The following is a 17,612-nucleotide window of genomic DNA, read 5'->3' on the forward strand; positions in this document are numbered from 1 at the left end:
CACACTCCGAAATCGGCCCTGTAGAGAACGCACTTATATCGTTCTGCGCTCTGACTTCCCGGTTAAGAATGCATTGGTCCAATGCGCCAGCAATAACCACCCATAATTGCTTAAAGCAGTATCCGGTTTCAATACACACTGAGGATCAGACACATGAAAACAGCTACGACCCTGTTGGCCGCTCTGGTTCTGACAATCCCAGCGGGCCAGACTTTATCAGAGGAGAGCAGCCAACTGCTCGATGACGCCCTGAGTGCAGCCCCTCCCGGGCTTCGGGACAAGGTCACTGTCATGGACTGGGAAAACAATGTGCTTCAGGAAGGCAGCAGTAATTACGTCTGTTTCCCGACTCCGCCAACCCTGCAAGGCACCGCTCCAATGTGTCTTGACGGTCCCTGGCAAGAGTGGGCAGGCGCCTGGATGAACAAGCAGCCTTTCACCACCTCCTCGCTCGGCATCGCATACATGCTGGCCGGTGATGAAGGGGCAAGCAACATTGATCCCTATGCCGAGGGCGAAACCGAGGACAACCAGTGGGTCAAGGAAGGTCCACATCTCATGGTGATTGTCCCCGACCCGAAAACCCTGGATTCCATGTCAACCGATCCACATAACGGCGGGCCTTACGTCATGTGGAAGGGAACCGACTATGCCCACATCATGATTCCGGCGAGAGCCGAGTAACTGCCGGAACTGGGCAAGGCAGGGGCTCGCTCGCCCGGAACGACGAAAGTGAGCCCCACCCCGTCGCTGGCGTCAGTCAGGCAAGTGGTCGAGGTACGCCTGCAAGGTCGCAGGGTCAGTCACCGTGATACGGCCGTAATCCAGTTTCAGCAAGCCTTCCTTTTCGAACGCCTTGATCACCCGATGCACACCCTGCCGCGTCATCCCCATCATGTTGGCGATGTGTTCCCGGGTAAGCCGGAAAGTCACCGGCCGGGCGTGGGTCTCGCCGTGGCCCTGGATCTGCGCCAGGAACAGCAACCGTCGGCCGATACGGGCTTCAATGCCACGCAATGCATCATCGGCGATAATCGACATGGCCGACCACAGGCGACGGCTGACCAGATCCAGGGCTACCGGATAGGCTTCGGGGTAACGCGCCAACAACTGGCGGAAGCCCTCACCCGGCATTTCCACGATGGTTGTGTCGTCGTGCGCGGTAGCACCGTAGACCCGTGGTGTGCCCGGGGAAAACACCGTGTCGCCAAACCAGGCGGCCGTGCCGAAGATGATCAGGGTGGCTTCCCGACCCTCCGAGTTGACCGAACTGATGCGCACGGTTCCGTCAGCAATCACACACAGGGACGACTGCATCGAACCCTTGTCGTAGATCGGCTCCCCCGCCCGGAAGTGACGCCAGCGCGCCAGGGCTTCCGCTTCCGCAAACCCGGCGTCAGGCAATCCCGCCAGCAAGGGGCAGGCCTGCAGTACCGTTTTCAGATCAGACATACCCGGTTACCTGTAACAACAAACCCCAAATGTAAATGATTTGACAGTCTTGTGCTCGCTCAACTGCCTACACTGAAGTCAGGAACGCACCAACAACAAGCCAACAAGATGAGCGAGAATCACGATGTCTGAACGTATTGCAATTCCGTCCAAAAAGGACGAAGTCAGTGCCGAGGAGTGGCAACTCCGTGTCGATCTGGCCGCGGCCTACCGGCTGATTGCGCTCTATGGCTGGGATGACCTGATTTTCACCCACATCTCCGCCCGCATACCCGGGGATGAACACCACTTCCTGATCAATCCGTACGGCATGATGTTCGAGGAAATCACGGCCTCAAGTCTGGTGCGGATTGACCAGGAGGGCAACAAGATCAACCCCGAGGATTTCGACATCAACCCGGCCGGCTTCACGATTCACAGCGCCATTCACGCGGTACGCGAGGACGCAGCCTGCGTGATGCATACACACACCACCGCCGGCGTCGCGGTCTCGGCCCAGAAAGACGGGTTGCTGCCTCTGTCCCAACAGAGTCTGTTCCCGCTGTCCAACCTGGCCTACCACGATTACGAAGGCGTGGCCCTGCGGGAGGACGAAAAAGCCAGGCTGCAGAATGACCTGGGCAGCAACAACTTCATGATCCTGCGCAACCACGGCCTGCTCACCACCGGCGGCAGCATCGCCGATGCTTTCCTGGGCATGTACATCCTCCAGCGCGCCTGCGAAGTCCAGATCCAGGCCCTGTCCGGTAACCGCGAAACGACGCCGATTCCCGGCGGCATTGTGGATACCATCCGGCAGCAGGCTGAACAGGTGACCCGGGGCATGGGCGGCAAACTCGCGTGGCCGGGCCTGCTGCGAAAGCTCGACCGTGTTGACCCCGGATTCCGTGACTGAAGGAGCCTGACCGATGAACGATGTGACTGTGCCCAAGGCCAGCTTTACCCACATGAAAGACGGCACCGCCGAAGACTGGCAGACCATCGCCCGCTCCTTTGGCAACTTCGCCAAGGGGCTGCCGGACCGGATAATGGATCACCTGATGTTGCTGGAAGGTGACTTTGGCGGCTTTCCGGTGGACCGGCTGACGCACTGCCTGCAAACAGCGACACTGGCCCACCGTGACGGCAAGGACGACGAGTACGTGGTCTGCGCGCTCCTGCACGACATCGGAGACACGCTTGGCTCCTACAACCATGCCGACGTCGCTGCCGTGCTCCTGGAGCCGTTCGTCAGCGAGGCAAACCACTGGATGATCAAGCACCACGCGATCTTCCAGGGCTACTACTTCTTCCATTACCTGGGCATGGACCGCAACTTGCGGAACAACTACAAGGACCACCCACACTTCATGCGCACCATCGAGTTTGTCAGCAAATACGACTCGCCCGCGTTTGATCCGGAGGGCGAAACCCTGCCGCTATCCTACTTTGAACCCATGGTTCGACAGGTGTTCGCCAAGCCGGTGCGTTCCCTGTACAAAGACGCCGTCTGATTTCGCGGGCCGGCCCATGGCCGGCCTTTCCCCCCGCGGCCGCCCCTGTGCGGCCGCCATGATTCCCCCCGTCACTTACTGCGCTATGCTTTAGTCAGACCCGGTCCAGCTGACTGGAGGGTCAAACCTTTGTCATCCCTTCACAGCACACAGAGAACCGATGAATTTTAAACGACTGGAAACCTTTATCTGGGTCGCCACACTGGGCAGCTTCCGAAAGGCTGCCGAGCGCCAGTGCACCACACAGCCAGCAATTTCCACCCGAATTGCCGCCCTGGAAGAAGAGCTGGGGGTCAAACTGTTTGAACGGGAATCCGGCCGGACCATGCTCACCACCAAGGGTCAGGAGCTCCTGCCCTACGCCGAAAAGATCGTTTTCATGTCCGAGCAGTTGCGCAAGCGCGCAGACCGGGTCGCCTTGTTGTCGGGCATTCTGCGCCTGGGCGTGTCCGAGACCATAGTGCACTCATGGCTGCCGCATTTTTTCCGGGTCCTGCATGAAACCGTGCCCAACCTGGATGTGGAAATCACGGTCGACGTTACCGGCAACCTTCGGACCGGTCTGATGGACCGAAGCCTCGACCTGGCCTTTCTGATGGGCCCGGTATCCGAGCCCAGGGTGGAAAACCGGGATTTGTGCAGTTTCCCCCTGATCTGGGTGGCCAGCCCGGAGCTGGACCTGCCTGATCGGGTGCTAAAACTGGAAGAGCTTGCCCAGTGGCCAATCATCACCTACGCCAGGAACACCAAGCCTTTCGCAGAAATTAGCCAGAAGTTCAGCGAACTCGACGATCTTCCGGCCCGCTTCTATTCTTCCAGTTCACTGGCGGCCTGCCGTCGACTGGCGTTGGACGGAATTGGTGTATCCGCCCTCCCGATGAGCGTGATTTCCGATGGCCTGAAAAGTGGTCGACTGGTGCAACTGGAGGCAGCCTGGACCCCGTCCCAACTGGAGTTTACCGCCTCCTATCCGGCGGTGCCCTTCAACCCGGTAGCGGAACTGGCCGCCAACCTGGCGGTGGGTATTTCACGGGACTACGCCCAACAAGGTGATCACGAAAACTTATCGCAGGACGTAAAAAACCATAATTAGACATTTTCAGTGGACGGAATACTCTCTAATACAAGTGCAAAACAAACACAATCAGGGGTTCCCGTCATGCACACTGGTGAATATTCGGAATTCAAGAATGGCCTGCTTGATCAGGCCGCCCCGCTGCGAGCACGCATCCGTTCCGGAGAGCACACCGGCACAACCAGCGGTATGGCGCACAGCCTGGTCCAGGGCAATGTTGTCATTCTGCCGGCCGACTGGGCGGCGGATTTCCTCATGTATTGCCAGAACAACCCGGTTGCCCTGCCCCTGATTGGCGTATCCGAACCGGGCAATCCGGCTTTGCCGGAACTCGGTCATGACCTGGATATCCGCACGGACATCCCGGAATACCAGGTCTTTCGCAGTGGTGAGCGGACCGAAACCGCCAGCGACATCCGGGATCTGTGGCAGGGCGACTTTGTCACGTTTGTACTGGGTTGCTCGTTTTCCTTCGAGGACGCGCTGATCCGCGCCGGCCTGTCGATCCGAAATGTCGAACAGCGCAGCAACGTGTCCATGTACCGCTCGAACATTGCGACCCGACCAGCGGGTCGATTCCGCGGCAACATGGTGGTCTCGATGCGACCGTTCAGTGGTGCCGACGCCATCCGGGCGATTCAGGTCACCACGCGGCTGCCCAAGGCCCACGGCGCCCCCGTTCACATAGGCGATCCGTCATTGATCGGAATTGGTGACCTCAACGCGCCGGATTTTGGCGATCCGGTCACCATCAGAAGCGACGAACTGCCACTGTTCTGGGCGTGCGGAGTCACCCCACAAATTGCCCTGGAGAATGCTCGCCCCCCAATCGCGATTACTCACGTTCCGGGGAAAATGCTGCTCACCGAGCGGCTGAACGAAGAGTTGGCGGTGCTCTGACAGCCGCCTGTTGACAACCTAAGCAACAAAAACGAAAGCACGGGAGAAACACAATGTTCAAGCAAATTGCCACCGGTGCCCTACTGACAGGGGCACTCTTCACCTCAGCGGTCAACGCTGATCAATGGCATATGCCAACACCCTATGGCGATGCCAACCTGCCCACCAAGATTGCCTACCAGTTTGCCGAAGACATAAAGACCGGCACCGATGGTGACATCGACGTGACGGTCCATTCCGGGGCGTCACTGGTCAAGCATCCGGAAATCCCGCGCGCCGTCCGAACCGGTCAGGTCCAGCTGGGTGAGATCTTCATCGGCATCATGGGCAACACCCATCCGGTCTTCAAGCACGACAATATCCCGTTCCTGGCGACCAACTTCGACGATGCCAAGAGACTCTGGGAAGCCGCCAGACCGGAAGTCGAGAAGCAACTCGACAAGGAAGGGATGGTGTTGCTGTATTCCGTGCCCTGGCCGGCCCAGAGCCTGTATACCAAGGCTCCGGTCAACTCCCTCAGCGATCTCGAAGGCCTGAAGATGCGTGCCTACAGCCCATCGACCTCACGCCTTGCCGACCTGATGAACACCACGCCGACTACCGTGCAGGTGCCGGAAATCCCGCAGGCTTTCAGCACCGGCATCATCGACGCCATGATCACGTCGCCCTCCACTGGCGCGAATGGCCAGGCCTGGGACTATCTGTCCCATTACACCGACATCAAGGCCTGGATTCCGAAAAACGTCGTGGTAGCTAACAAGCGCGCGTTTCGCCGACTGAGCGACGAACAGCGCCAGGTCATCCTTGACGCCGCCGCAGCTGCCGAGGCCAAGGGCTGGGAAGGGGTTCGTGTAACCGCTGCCGAGGACACGGCCACCCTGGCGGAACACGGCATCACCGTGTCCGAGCCGTCCGAGGAACTGATGAGCGAACTCCAGAAGATCGGCGACATCATGATCCAGGAGTGGGAAGCAGAGGCTCCTCAAGAAGTTGGCACCATTCTTAAGGCCTACCGTTAACGCTCCATTCACAAGACGTTCTCCCCCCGGAAACCCCGGGGGGCAGTTCAGCCTTGGGAGGCATTCTTAATGAGTTCTCTTCGCGACAAGTTTTATCTGGCATCCGGCTACGCGGCTGGCTTCTGCATTGCCCTGATCATGGTGGTCATCCTGATGCAGATCGTTGGCAGAATTTTCGGCTTTATCATTCCGTCTGCGGAAAACGTGTCAGGGTATGCACTCGCCGCCTCCACCTTTTTCGGACTCGCCTACACCTTTCACGAGGGCGGGCATATTCGGGTCTCGCTGGTCATTCAGAAGTGGCCTCCTCGGGCGCGGTATATCCAGGAACTGGTCGTTCTTATCTTCGGCTTCGGGCTTGCCTGCTACATGACGTTCTACTGCTGGCATATGGTGTATGAGTCCTACATTTTTGAGGAAGTCTCCCACGGCTACATCCCCATCCCGATCTGGATTCCGCAGATTCCCGTGGGGCTGGGCATGACGGCCCTGGCCGTTGCGATGCTGGACGACCTGATTGCGGTTCTGAGAAAGCAGACGCCGTCCTATCAGCAGCATGAGAACGACATCAACCTGGAGGAGATCTGATGGATACGACGTTTCTTTCCATCGTTCTGGCAGTCTCCATGCTCCTGATGCTCACGCTTGGAGTCTGGGTATCCCTGACCCTGGTTGGCATTGGCGTTCTCGGCTTGCTGCTTTCCGGCAACGACCAGATCGGTCTGCTGTTTGCGACCTCAAGCTGGGGTGCCAGTACCGGCTGGTCACTCACCGCACTGCCCATGTTTATCTGGATGGGTGAGATTCTGTTCCGGACCCGGCTCTCCGAAGATTTGTTCAAGGGTCTGTCGCCCTGGATGGGCGGCCTGCCCGGCAAACTGCTGCACGTAAACATTCTCAGCTGCGGGATCTTTGCCGCCGTATCCGGCTCATCTGCGGCCACGGCAGCCACCATCGGCCGGATGACCCTGCCGGAGCTGAAGGCCCAGGGTTACAGCGACCGCATGGCCGTGGGCACCCTCGCCGGTTCCGGCACCCTCGGCCTGCTGATTCCACCTTCGATTATTCTGATTGTGTACGGCGTGGCGGCCGAAGTCTCCATTGGCCGCCTGTTCATCGCCGGTGCCCTGCCCGGTCTTATGCTGGTTGCCATGTTCATGGGCTACACCATGATCTGGGCAACCCTCAACAGGAATGAGATGCCGAAGCACAAGAAGGAGCACATTTCGCTGACGGCGAAACTCAAAGCCTTGCGGATGCTGCTACCGATTGTGGGCCTGATCGTGTTTGTGCTCGGTTCCATCTACACCGGGTATGCCACCCCAACCGAGGCCGCCGCACTGGGCGTCTTTGGTGCCTTGCTGCTGGCCGCAGTCACCGGTTCGCTTAACCTCTCGAGCTTCAAGGAGAGTCTGCTGGGTGCGGTCAAGAGTTCGTGCATGATTGGTCTGATTCTGGTTGGCGCGCACTTCCTGACCCTGTCCATGGGCTTTCTCGGCATCCCGCGCGAACTGGCGGAATGGATCGGCAGCATGTCGCTGTCCTCCTTTGAACTGCTGGTGTGCCTGACCGCCCTGTTCGTGCTTCTGGGCTGCTTCCTGGATGGCATCTCCGTGGTTGTTCTCACGGTGGCGGTGGTTATGCCCATGGTGCAACAGGCCGGTATCGATCTGCTCTGGTTCGGCATCTTTATCGTTCTGGTTGTGGAAATGGCCCAGATCACCCCACCGGTCGGCTTCAACCTGTTCGTAATCCAGGCCCTGACCGGCAAGGACATTCTGTATGTGGCCCGCGCGGCACTGCCGTTCTTCCTGCTAATCATAGCGGCACTGTGCCTGATTGGCTGGTTTCCGGAAATCGTCACCTACCTGCCCAGGACCATGAGTCAGGGCTAGGCCGCGGCCAGTAAGTATTTGGAGGTATCCAATGAAACTCAACTGTGACATGGGCGAAAGCTTCGGCAGCTGGACCAAGGGCATGGACGCCGAAGTTATGCCCTTCATCGACATGGCCAACATTGCCTGTGGCTTCCACGCGTCGGATCCTCTGACCATGGACCATACGGTAAAAATGGCCATCGCCGAAAACGTAACCATCGGCGCGCATCCGGGTTACCCGGATCTGCTGGGGTTTGGCCGGCGCGAACTGGAGTGCCGGCCGGACGAACTCAAAGCCATTCTGGTCTACCAGATGGCGGCGCTGGACGGCATCTGCCGCACCCGCGGCACGGCCATCCAATACGTCAAACCCCATGGCGCGCTCTACAACAAGATGATGGTGGATCACACCACTCTGTCGGTGGTGATGGCGGCCGTCCGGGACTATGCGCCCCACTGCCCGCTGGTGGTGATGGCAACGCCGGAGGCGGACCAGGTGCGGGATCGCGCCCGGGAATACGGCATTGAGGTGTGGTTTGAGGCGTTCTCCGATCGGGCCTACAACGACGAAGGCCGACTGGTGAAGCGATCGGTTCGCGGGGCGGTCCATGACACCACCGAAGCCATCGAACAGCAGGTCACCCAGATCATCACCGAGGGCTGCGTTACCTCCATGTCCGGCAAGCGTATCCTGATCCAGGCCGACACCATCTGCATTCATGGCGACAGTTACCATGCGGTGGATGCAGCCCGCCATATGCGACAGCTTGTTGAGTCGCTATGAGAATCGAGCCGGTCAACGAAAGCACCTGCATCGTCTATTTTGGCGACCGGATCTGCGATGAAACGGCAGGACTGGTCAAGCAGGCTACCGATATCATCCGCGCAACCCTGTCCGACGTCATCACCGATCTGGTGCCCTCCTACACCTCGGTCCTGGTCTGTTACGACCTTGAGCGTATTGATCGATTTGATATTCGCTCCCGCCTGCGAAAGGCCCTGAAGCAAACACCGGTTGCGGCGAAGGACGAGCTCTCGTCCCAGACCCTGGAACTGCCGGTGTACTACGGCCCGGAAGTCGCGCTCGATATGGAGGACGTCTGCGAGTTCTCTGGCTTGTCCGTCGAGGAGGTCATTCGCATTCACAGTGAGCAGACCTATCGGGTGTACGCCATCGGCTTCAGTCCCGGTTTTGCCTTTCTCGGCAGCACCGACCCGCGTATCGCCATACCGCGCAAATCCACCCCCCGGCTCAAAGTGCCGGTCGGCAGCGTGGGTATCGCCGGGACCCAAACCGCCATCTACCCGAGCGCCACGCCGGGCGGCTGGCAGATCGTCGGGCGCACCCCCAGCAAGATGATCGATTGGGACAGCGAGTCACTGGCCCTGGCCCAGATCGGTGACCGGGTAAAATTCCGGTCCATTGCCCGAGACGAATTCGTTAGCCTCGGAGGCCAGCTTGATGAGCTTTGAAGTCCTCAATCCAGGCATGCTGACGCTGATTCAGGACATTGGCCGGCTCGGCTACCAACACATTGGCGTCACCACCGGTGGCCCCATGGACGAACACGCGTTTCTCTGGGCCAACCGGCTGCTGAACAACCCGCTCAGCGCCGCCCAGCTGGAAATCACCTTCGGCCGATTGAGCCTGCTCGCCCATTCAGATACCAGCATCGCGATTACCGGGGCCGATCTGGGCGCACGCATCAACAACCAGGGCGTTCAGCCCTGGCAAACCTACGAAATCAAACAGGGGGACCGGATAGACTTCAGCATGCCAGTGTCCGGACTGCGCGCCTACCTGGCCGTCAGCGGTGGTTTAAGACCGCCACTCAAACTGGGCAGCTGCGCCACGGTGAGCCGTGAAAAACTCGGGGGACTGGATGGGCAGGGTTCCAAACTTCAGACTGGCGACCGTATTCCGCTGGGAACCCCGCAGAAAACACCCAGGGCCAGTGTGCCCTACAGTGAAATTCCGGACTACCGAAAGCCGCTTCGGCTGGGTGTAATCCCGGGCTATCAGTACCCGCACTTCCCGCGTTCGGAGCGAACCCGTTTTTTCTCCGGGGAGTATGAGGTTAGCCAGAATATCGACCGGATGGGGTATCGCCTCGCAGGCGCGGCGATTCAATGCGATCTGGACGGCATCATTTCCGAAGGCATCGCCTACGGCGCCATCCAGATTCCCGCGGATGGCCAGCCCATCGTATTGATGAAAGACCGCCAGACCATTGGTGGCTATCCGAAGATCGGCTCACTGAGTGCGTTGGGCGCGGGCCAACTGGCCCAGAGGGGACCGGGCGCCTCCGTCAGCTTTTATCCGGTGGATGTGGCAGACGCAGAAGCCCGGCGCATGATCTTCAACCGCCGGCTCCGAGACGGAGCACCCGGCATCGGGAAATGATGCCGGGCTGACCGTTACTCGGAGGCTGCGATCAGGCTCGCGTTGCCGCCCGCCGCGGTAGTGTCGACACACAGGTGACGCTCAATCACGAAGCGCTGGTCGAGCTTGTGCTCGGTGATCAGCGGCAGCAGTGCACCATCACGCTTGGCCAGGGCCAGACGGTAGCTACGCAGCAGCTCCGGCTCGGCACAACTGACCACGGCTTCGAAACCGTTGGCGGTCGCCAGGGCCTCGGGCTCCAGCTGGCCGTTGATGCCGACAATCGGAAGCCCGGCCTTGGCCGCTTCACCGACTTTGCCTTCAACATCCGGCGCAATCACAACCACCTTGTTACCCTGTGATAGAGCGGTACCAGCCTGTTCCAGCGCTGTCACCCGGTCAGGGCCGAGGCACAGCACCACACCGCGGGCGTGGTTGGAAAGGCGGTTCAGCTCGCCGGTCGGCCCTGGCAGCTCCTCGGAGTGGGCGTCCAGGGGCGCCGGGACGTCACCAAAGATCGGCGTCAGGGCCGACATGCGCTGGTCCGGTTTCGGTGACGTGAGCGAATCCAGTTTGCCAATCAGGCTCTGCAGCTTCCTGGCGTCAATCCTCTTGCCACCGGAAGGGGCCGGGACCTCAACGGTTTCGCCCTTCATGAAGCGGCGAACATACTGCGGACCGCCCGCTTTCGGTCCGGTACCGGAGAGGCCTTCGCCACCGAACGGTTGTGAACCGACAATAGCGCCGATCTGGTTCCGGTTAACGTAGGTGTTACCAACCTTGATCCGACGCGAGATCCGTTCTACCCGACGGTCAACCCGGCTGTGGACGCCGAAGGTCAGGCCGTAGCCTTTGGCATTGACCTGATCCACCACCTTGTCGAGGTCCTTGGCCTCGAACGTCGCGACGTGCAGCACCGGCCCGAAAATTTCTTCCTCCATCTCTTCGATGCCGGACACCTTCAGAACAGCCGGCGAAACAAACAGGCCCTTGTCAGGAATCGGAAGCTTTTTCAGCAGCTTGCCATCGCGCTCAAACTTATCGCAATGGTCGACAATCTTCTTGCGAGCGGTTTCGTCGATGACCGGTCCCACATCGGTCGAGAGCAACCAGGGGTCACCGATACCCAACTCTTCCATGGCTCCGTAGAGCATCTCCAGCAGGTTGTCGGCAATGTCCTTCTGCACGTAAAGCATGCGCAAGGCCGAACAGCGCTGGCCCGCACTCTGGAAAGACGACGCCAGCACATCACGGACCACCTGCTCGGGCAGGGCCGTGGAGTCCACAATCATCGCGTTCAGGCCGCCCGTTTCCGCCACCAGCGGCGCATCCGGCGCCATGTTCTCGCTCATCACCTTGTTGATCCGCTGGGCCGTGGCCGTGGAGCCGGTGAAGCAGACGCCGGTTACCCGCGAATCGGAGGTCAGTGCCGCGCCAACCGTCGCACCCGTTCCGGGCAGCAACTGGATGGCATCTTTCGGAATGCCGGCCTCGTACATCAGCTCGACGGCCCGAATGGCCAGGAGAGACGTCTGTTCGGCCGGCTTGGCCAATACAGTGTTGCCCGCTGCCAGATTCGCCAGAATCTGGCCGGTAAAGATGGCCAGCGGGAAGTTCCAGGGCGAGATACAACACATCACGCCCCGGGCGTCGCCGGCATCCTTGTAGCGCAGGCTCTCGTTGGCGTAGTACTGGGAGAAGTCCACCGCCTCGCGAATCTCGGCGATGGCGTCCAACAGGGACTTGCCGGCCTCGCGGGTGGTCAGGGCAAACAGCTCGTAGGCGTGTTCTTCGTACAGGTCGCCTACCTTGCGAACGCACGCTGCACGCTCCTCCGCTGATTTCGTGGACCAGCTCTTGAAGCCTTCCCGTGCAGCCGCGATCGCCGTATCCACATCCGAGTCCGAAGCCTGGGTCACGTGCCCCACCAGATCCTCGGGATCAGCCGGGTTGCGCACGACCTGGACTTCCGTACCGGCGACGTCGCCGGCGATCAGCGGGCCGCCCTTCCAGCGATGGTCGCGGAAGGCGTTACGGCCGGCATCGATTTCTGCCACGGTCACCGGGTCGGTGATGTCCCAGCCCTTGGAGTTACGGCGCTGGTCACCGAACAACTTGTACGGATGCACAATGGCCTTGCTGGAGATGTTGTCGCCCATTTCCTTGACCGAATCGATTGGATCCTTGGCGATCTCCTCCGGTGTGATGCTCTTGTCCACAATCTGGTTCACGAATGAACTGTTCGCCCCATTCTCAAGCAGACGGCGAACCAGATAGGCCAACAGGTCCTTGTGCGGACCGACCGGAGCGTAGATCCGGCAGGGCACGCCACTGGCCTTCAGAACCTCGCTGTGCAGGGATTCACCCATGCCGTGCAGACGCTGGAACTCGTAGTTGTCCACGCCCTTGGATTTCGCCAGCTCGAGGATACTGGAGACCGAGTGGGCGTTGTGGGTGGCGAACTGCGGGTAGATCCGGTCCGTCATATTGATCAGTTTGGTCGCGCAGGAAACAAAGGACACATCACTGCACGCCTTGCGGGTAAAGACAGGAAAGCCATTGAGGCCCATCACCTGGGCGCGTTTGATTTCCGCGTCCCAGTAGGCGCCCTTCACCAGACGCACCATGAAACGACGGTCGTGTTTCTTGGCCAGGCCGTAGAGCCAGTCCAGGGCATAGGACGAGCGTTTGCCATAGGCCTGGACCACCACCCCGAAACCATCCCAGCCGGCCAGCTCAGGATCGGCAACCAGTTCTTCAATCACATCCAGTGACAGGTCCAGCCGGTCCTGTTCCTCGGCGTCGATATTGAAGCCCATGTTGGCAGCCGCCGCCTTCTTGACCAGCTTGCGGGCACGGGGGAGCAGCTCGTTCATCACCCGCTCCTTGTTGCCGTATTCGTACCGGGCCAACAGGGCGGAGAGTTTTACGGAGATGCCCGGGTTCTTGCGCACATCGCCCTTGCACGCCTTGGCAATGCTGTCGATGGCGGTAGAGTAAGCATCAAAATAGCGCTTGGCATCATCGTCGGTGCGAGCGGCTTCGCCAAGCATGTCGTAGGAGTAGGTGTAACCCTTGTCCATGTACTCCCTGGCTTCGTCCTGGGCTTCGTCGATGTCGCGACCCAACACGAACTGACGCCCCATTTCTTTCATCGCCTGACCGGCCACGGTCCGGATGACCGGCTCACCGAAACGCTTGAGCAGCTTCCGCAGGGTGTCGCCAATACTGTTGCGATCGGATTCCTTCAGCAGGTTGCTGGTCATCAGCAAGGCGACGGTCGCGGTGTTAATCAACTGGGACGACGCCTTACCGAGGTGGGTACCCCAGGCACCAGAGGTGATCTTGTCTTCGATCAGATCGTTGATCGTCATGCTGTCCGGCACCCGCAGCAGGGCCTCGGCGAGGCACATGAGGGCCACGCCTTCCTTTGTGGTCAGGCCATACTCGGCCAGGAACTTCTCCATGATGGTCGGCTTGGCATTCTTGCGGACACTCCGCACCAGGTCGGCCGCACGGGCCGAAATGGCCTCACGCTCGGTCTGGGACAACTGAGCACCAGCAATCATCTCATGAACGACCTTGTGCTCATCAGCGAGGTAATAGTCACGAATGGCCTGCCGGCTGTCGACAAGAGCGGGAGTCTCTGATTGCTGCGGTCTCATAGTTGAACCCTCTTAGTTGTTTGTCTCTCCGGCATTTTACCCAGATCAACAAAGACTATTTGTCTATAAAAACAATACAGACAAGCCGATAAGTCTTTTTTGATTCATTAAATTTTTATTATTTTCTCTTAATTAACGATCGTTTAGTCAATATGACCTAGACAATCCATTATCAGGCTTTCAACGCCAATTCCCTGAGTACGCCATGAGCGACCGAGAACACGGCGCAGTCAACTTCATTGCCTGCCTGCATGTCGCCAAGCATTCGTTTCCAGCGGCTCAGCAACGGCTGTTTGTCATGACGCCACGTCTCGAGCAATTGCTCCGGGGACGCGTCGTCGGCCCCACTTTCCGGACGGGCGGCGAACACACTGGAGGTCAGGTTCCTGAGCTGTTGATCAAGCTCGTCGCGATAGTGAATGGTCGCCAACACCTGCCAGTGACCAATCGCCCGAAAGGCACGCATCTGCCGGTCCAGCCAGGTCAGGTTAAGGCTCTCACCCAACCGGAAGTAAACCCAGGCCACCGACTCGAGTTTCTGGCCCAGGCGACGGGAGATCTCGATCATGTCCATCAGCCAGTAGCGGCTTTCTGCGGAAGCGCACCAGGCTGCCAACGCCTCAGGGACACCTTGCCCCTTATAATCATCATAGCGCTCCTGCCAGCGACTTTCAGGGATCACCGTCGCCAGACGTCGAGTCGATGCCACCACCTCACAAAGTGGACCCTTGTAACGCTCCTCGCAACTTCCGGGATCAAGATCGGTCCGGTAATTGTGCAGCAACCAGCTGGAACTGCGGGTCACGAGACGAATCACATCGCCAAACAACTCCGCCTGCCCCCGGGCGCTGACCTTCCCGTCCAGGTTTTCGATTGCCTTCCACTGGGCGTCTACGTCATGGATCCGGAGAGAGATCAGGTAGGCTGACGCGATATCGCCAACGGTCGCACCGGTCGCATGGCGCATCCGGTCCACCCAGGTAACTCCCATGCGATTGACGATATCGTTGGCAATCTGCGTGGCAGCAATTTCCGCGCGCAACGGGTGGGCGTCGATGGCCTCGGGAAAGGCGTTCAGGAGCGACACCGGAAAAGCGGAATGCAGGGCCTCGACAAACCGAGGGTCATGAACGATCTTCGCCTGGGCCAGGGCCTGTTTCAGTTCAATCTTGGCATAGGACACCAAGACAGAAAGCTCCGGCCGGGTCAGACCGGCGCCCCGCTCGCGGCGGGCCTGAAGCTCGTCGTCATCGGGCAGAAACTCCAGCGCCCTGTCGAGTTTCCCTTCGGCCTCCAGGCGCCGCATCAGGCGTTCGATCTCTTCCATGGAGGACACCAGACCACTCTGGGCCAGGCTCAGGGCCATGGCCTGCCGGTAATTGTTGGCAAGAACAAGCTCGGCAACCTCCGGTGTCATCGCCCTGAGCAACCGGTTGCGTTCGGCCAACGTCAGGCGTTCCTGATGCACCAATTCGTTCAAAAGGATCTTGATATTCACCTCGTGGTCCGAGCAGTCGACCCCGCCGGCGTTATCAATGAAATCGCTGTTGGCAGAACCGCCGGTTCGGGCAAAAGCCACCCGCCCGAGTTGAGTGACGCCAAGATTGCCGCCCTCGCCCAGAACCCGGCACCGTAACTGGTCGGCGTTGATCCGGACGGCATCGTTGGATTTATCGCCCACCTGTTCGTTCGATTCGTGCCGGGCCTTGACGTACGTGCCAATACCTCCGTTCCAAAGCATATCGACAGGTGCCGCCAGCAACGCACTGATCAGTTCACTGGGTGCAAGCCGGGCCGCCTCGATTCCGAGTGCGGCCCGCATTCCGGCTGAGATCGGGATGGACTTCATGGACCGGGGGAAGACACCGCCGCCCTCGCTGATCAGCTCGGTGTTGTAATCGGCCCAGGTCGACCCTGGCAAGTCGAACAGACGCTTGCGTTCGGCATAGGAGGCGGCTGCATCCGGCGCTGGGTCAATGAAGATGTGCTGGTGGTTGAACGCGCCCACGAGCCGGATCTGCTCCGACAACAGCATGCCGTTGCCGAACACATCGCCCGCCATGTCGCCAATGCCAACGACGGTAAATTCCTCGGCCTGGGTATCAAGCCCCTGCTCCAGGAAGTGACGCTTGACGGACTCCCAGGCGCCCCGCGCCGTGATGCCCATCTTCTTGTGGTCATAGCCTTCGCTGCCGCCGGAGGCGAAGGCATCGCCCAGCCAGAAACCATAGTCTTCGGCCAGTCGGTTGGCGATATCCGAGAAGGTCGCGGTGCCTTTGTCCGCCGCAACCACCAGGTAGGTGTCATCGTCGTCGTGGCGAACCACATCAACCGGAGGAACCACCACCCCTGCTTCGAGGTTATCCGTCAGATCCAGCAGCCCGCAGATGAAGATCTGGTAGCAGGCAACGCCCTCTTCCCGAAACGCCTCCCGGGAGCCATCTGTAGGAGGCTGCTTGACGATAAAGCCCCCCTTGGCGCCCACTGGTACGATCACCGAATTCTTCACTTGCTGGGCCTTTACCAGGCCGAGGATCTCGGTACGATAATCCTCAATCCGATCGGACCAGCGCAAACCACCACGCGCAACCGGTCCCGCCCTGAGATGAACCCCTTCCACCCGCGGCGAGTAGACAAAGATCTCAAACTTCGGACGCGGCTTGGGAATGTCCGGAATGGAGGATGGATCCAGCTTGAACGAGAGATAGCTCTTGAACTGATCGCCTGCCTGACGCTGGAAGAAGTTGGTTCTGAGTGTTGCCCGTATAAGCACATAGAAACGCCTGAGGATCCGGTCGTCGTCCAGGCTCGCCACTGCTTCCAGGGCGCTGAGGATGTCACTTTCGATGCGCCCGGCGGCCGCGTCCCGCTCCTCTGGCGAGTTCGGCCCCGGTTCAAACCGCACGTTGAAGAACCGCACCAGCAGGGTCGTGATGTCCAGGTGGCGAGCCAGGGTATCGGCAATGAAGGGTTGGCTGAAGCCGAACCGGAGCTGCTTGATGTAGCGCGAGTAGGCCCGAATCAGTGCCACCTCACGCCAACCCAGGCCTGCAGCCATGATCAGCTGGTTGAAATCGTCGTTCTCTGCAAAGCCGTTCCAGATTTCACGGAAAGCCTCCTGCAACAGGGGTGTGACCGCGTCGAGGTCCGCATTCCTGCAGCGCGGGTGGCACTCCACGGTAAAATCGCTGATCCCGAATTGCTCTCCGTCCCGGCGTTGTATGCGGTAGGGATGCTCTCCCAGGACCCGCATTCCCAGATTCTCAAGTATGGGAATCACGTCGGAGAGCACAACCGGGTCGCCCTGGCTGTAGAGCTTGAAGCTCATCGTCAGGCGGTCCGACTCCTCGCGCTCGTAAAATCGCATGGGCACATCGGATGCCACCGCAATAGACTGAATCTGACCGATGTCGCCAATGGCTTCTGATACCGGGAAACGCGCCCGGTAGGCTGCCGGGAAACCGCCACTGAACATCTGAGCCTGCCGACCGCCAGCGACCTCGCCGTGCGCCGCCACGAGCCGGGCATGCAAATCGTCGTCCCAGGACCGGGACTCCTCCATCATCCGGGCAACCAGTTCCTTGAGATCCGTGGAATCGTCTGGCGCCTTGCTCTGAGTCTGCAGCGCCTCAGAAAGTTGTTCCAGCAGGGTTTGTTGTTGTATTGAGCGGGGATGGGACATCGGAAAACTCCGGGATATAGCAGCTGAGGATGGTTTACCAGAACTCTCAGTATAGCCAAGACCATG

14 protein-coding genes are annotated in these 17,612 nt (G+C 59.7%); 11 read left to right on the plus strand and 3 right to left on the minus strand.

Annotated elements, in window-relative coordinates; genetic code table 11:
- The first annotated feature begins 153 nt into the window (after positions 1-153).
- Entirely contained in the window at positions 154-684 is a 531-nt protein-coding gene (locus K0B93_RS07065) for a hypothetical protein (protein ID WP_219866534.1), read from the plus strand.
- Positions 685-756: 72 nt separating this feature from the next.
- On the opposite strand, the gene K0B93_RS07070 is transcribed toward K0B93_RS07065, so the two are convergent.
- A complete protein-coding gene (locus K0B93_RS07070; protein WP_219866535.1) occupies positions 757-1,452 on the minus strand; it encodes a Crp/Fnr family transcriptional regulator in 696 nt (231 codons plus the stop codon).
- Positions 1,453-1,576: 124 nt separating this feature from the next.
- On the opposite strand from K0B93_RS07070, the gene K0B93_RS07075 reads away from it, so the two are divergent.
- From K0B93_RS07075 to K0B93_RS07120, 10 genes are all read left to right on the plus strand, one after another.
- On the plus strand, positions 1,577-2,347 hold the full coding sequence (locus tag K0B93_RS07075) for a class II aldolase/adducin family protein (protein WP_219866536.1): 771 nt from the start codon (positions 1,577-1,579) through the stop codon (positions 2,345-2,347).
- Between the two features lie 13 nt (positions 2,348-2,360).
- Entirely contained in the window at positions 2,361-2,945 is a 585-nt protein-coding gene (locus tag K0B93_RS07080; protein WP_219866537.1) for an HD domain-containing protein, read from the plus strand.
- Between the two features lie 160 nt (positions 2,946-3,105).
- A complete protein-coding gene (locus K0B93_RS07085) occupies positions 3,106-4,038 on the plus strand; it encodes a LysR family transcriptional regulator (RefSeq protein WP_219866538.1) in 933 nt (310 codons plus the stop codon).
- 66 nt (positions 4,039-4,104) lie between these two features.
- The gene (locus K0B93_RS07090; RefSeq protein ID WP_219866539.1) at positions 4,105-4,920 is read left to right on the plus strand and encodes a putative hydro-lyase; all 816 of its coding nucleotides are present in this window, start codon (positions 4,105-4,107) and stop codon (positions 4,918-4,920) included.
- A gap of 53 nt (positions 4,921-4,973) precedes the next feature.
- Complete coding sequence (locus K0B93_RS07095; RefSeq protein ID WP_219866540.1) at positions 4,974-5,939, plus strand: TRAP transporter substrate-binding protein; 966 nt, start codon at positions 4,974-4,976, stop codon at positions 5,937-5,939.
- Between the two features lie 69 nt (positions 5,940-6,008).
- Positions 6,009-6,527: a TRAP transporter small permease gene (locus K0B93_RS07100; RefSeq protein WP_219866541.1), complete on the plus strand. Its 519-nt coding sequence runs from the start codon at positions 6,009-6,011 to the stop codon at positions 6,525-6,527.
- Entirely contained in the window at positions 6,527-7,834 is a 1,308-nt protein-coding gene (locus K0B93_RS07105) for a TRAP transporter large permease (protein WP_219866542.1), read from the plus strand. The genes K0B93_RS07100 and K0B93_RS07105 overlap by 1 nt, the downstream gene beginning before the upstream one ends.
- Positions 7,835-7,865: 31 nt before the next feature.
- Entirely contained in the window at positions 7,866-8,600 is a 735-nt protein-coding gene (locus K0B93_RS07110; RefSeq protein ID WP_219866543.1) for a 5-oxoprolinase subunit PxpA, read from the plus strand.
- Positions 8,597-9,289: a 5-oxoprolinase subunit PxpB gene (pxpB, locus tag K0B93_RS07115; RefSeq protein ID WP_219866544.1), complete on the plus strand. Its 693-nt coding sequence runs from the start codon at positions 8,597-8,599 to the stop codon at positions 9,287-9,289. Before K0B93_RS07110 ends, pxpB begins: the two co-directional genes overlap by 4 nt.
- Positions 9,279-10,220: a biotin-dependent carboxyltransferase family protein gene (locus K0B93_RS07120; protein ID WP_219866545.1), complete on the plus strand. Its 942-nt coding sequence runs from the start codon at positions 9,279-9,281 to the stop codon at positions 10,218-10,220. Before pxpB ends, K0B93_RS07120 begins: the two co-directional genes overlap by 11 nt.
- Before the next feature lie 14 nt (positions 10,221-10,234).
- On the opposite strand, the gene putA is transcribed toward K0B93_RS07120, so the two are convergent.
- Both putA and K0B93_RS07130 read right to left on the minus strand, forming a co-directional pair.
- On the minus strand, positions 10,235-13,864 hold the full coding sequence (putA, locus tag K0B93_RS07125; RefSeq protein ID WP_219866546.1) for a bifunctional proline dehydrogenase/L-glutamate gamma-semialdehyde dehydrogenase PutA: 3,630 nt from the start codon (positions 13,862-13,864) through the stop codon (positions 10,235-10,237).
- A 172-nt stretch (positions 13,865-14,036) separates the two neighbouring features.
- Positions 14,037-17,546 (minus strand): NAD-glutamate dehydrogenase, encoded by a 3,510-nt coding sequence (locus K0B93_RS07130; RefSeq protein ID WP_219866547.1) that lies wholly within the window; start codon positions 17,544-17,546, stop codon positions 14,037-14,039.
- Positions 17,547-17,612: the final 66 nt, after the last annotated feature.

The organism is Marinobacter sp. F4218, from assembly GCF_019443085.1.
Taxonomy (GTDB): domain Bacteria; phylum Pseudomonadota; class Gammaproteobacteria; order Pseudomonadales; family Oleiphilaceae; genus Marinobacter; species Marinobacter albus.

What these genes read in the sequence shown, in the direction of transcription:
- K0B93_RS07065 (WP_219866534.1), top strand. Translation starts at nt 154, where the DNA reads ATGAAAACAGCTACGACCCTGTTGGCCGCTCTGGTTCTGACAATCCCA.
- K0B93_RS07070 (WP_219866535.1), bottom strand. Translation starts at nt 1,452, where the DNA reads ATGTCTGATCTGAAAACGGTACTGCAGGCCTGCCCCTTGCTGGCGGGA.
- K0B93_RS07075 (WP_219866536.1), top strand. Translation starts at nt 1,577, where the DNA reads ATGTCTGAACGTATTGCAATTCCGTCCAAAAAGGACGAAGTCAGTGCC.
- K0B93_RS07080 (WP_219866537.1), top strand. Translation starts at nt 2,361, where the DNA reads ATGAACGATGTGACTGTGCCCAAGGCCAGCTTTACCCACATGAAAGAC.
- K0B93_RS07085 (WP_219866538.1), top strand. Translation starts at nt 3,106, where the DNA reads ATGAATTTTAAACGACTGGAAACCTTTATCTGGGTCGCCACACTGGGC.
- K0B93_RS07090 (WP_219866539.1), top strand. Translation starts at nt 4,105, where the DNA reads ATGCACACTGGTGAATATTCGGAATTCAAGAATGGCCTGCTTGATCAG.
- K0B93_RS07095 (WP_219866540.1), top strand. Translation starts at nt 4,974, where the DNA reads ATGTTCAAGCAAATTGCCACCGGTGCCCTACTGACAGGGGCACTCTTC.
- K0B93_RS07100 (WP_219866541.1), top strand. Translation starts at nt 6,009, where the DNA reads ATGAGTTCTCTTCGCGACAAGTTTTATCTGGCATCCGGCTACGCGGCT.
- K0B93_RS07105 (WP_219866542.1), top strand. Translation starts at nt 6,527, where the DNA reads ATGGATACGACGTTTCTTTCCATCGTTCTGGCAGTCTCCATGCTCCTG.
- K0B93_RS07110 (WP_219866543.1), top strand. Translation starts at nt 7,866, where the DNA reads ATGAAACTCAACTGTGACATGGGCGAAAGCTTCGGCAGCTGGACCAAG.
- pxpB (WP_219866544.1), top strand. Translation starts at nt 8,597, where the DNA reads ATGAGAATCGAGCCGGTCAACGAAAGCACCTGCATCGTCTATTTTGGC.
- K0B93_RS07120 (WP_219866545.1), top strand. Translation starts at nt 9,279, where the DNA reads ATGAGCTTTGAAGTCCTCAATCCAGGCATGCTGACGCTGATTCAGGAC.
- putA (WP_219866546.1), bottom strand. Translation starts at nt 13,864, where the DNA reads ATGAGACCGCAGCAATCAGAGACTCCCGCTCTTGTCGACAGCCGGCAG.
- K0B93_RS07130 (WP_219866547.1), bottom strand. Translation starts at nt 17,546, where the DNA reads ATGTCCCATCCCCGCTCAATACAACAACAAACCCTGCTGGAACAACTT.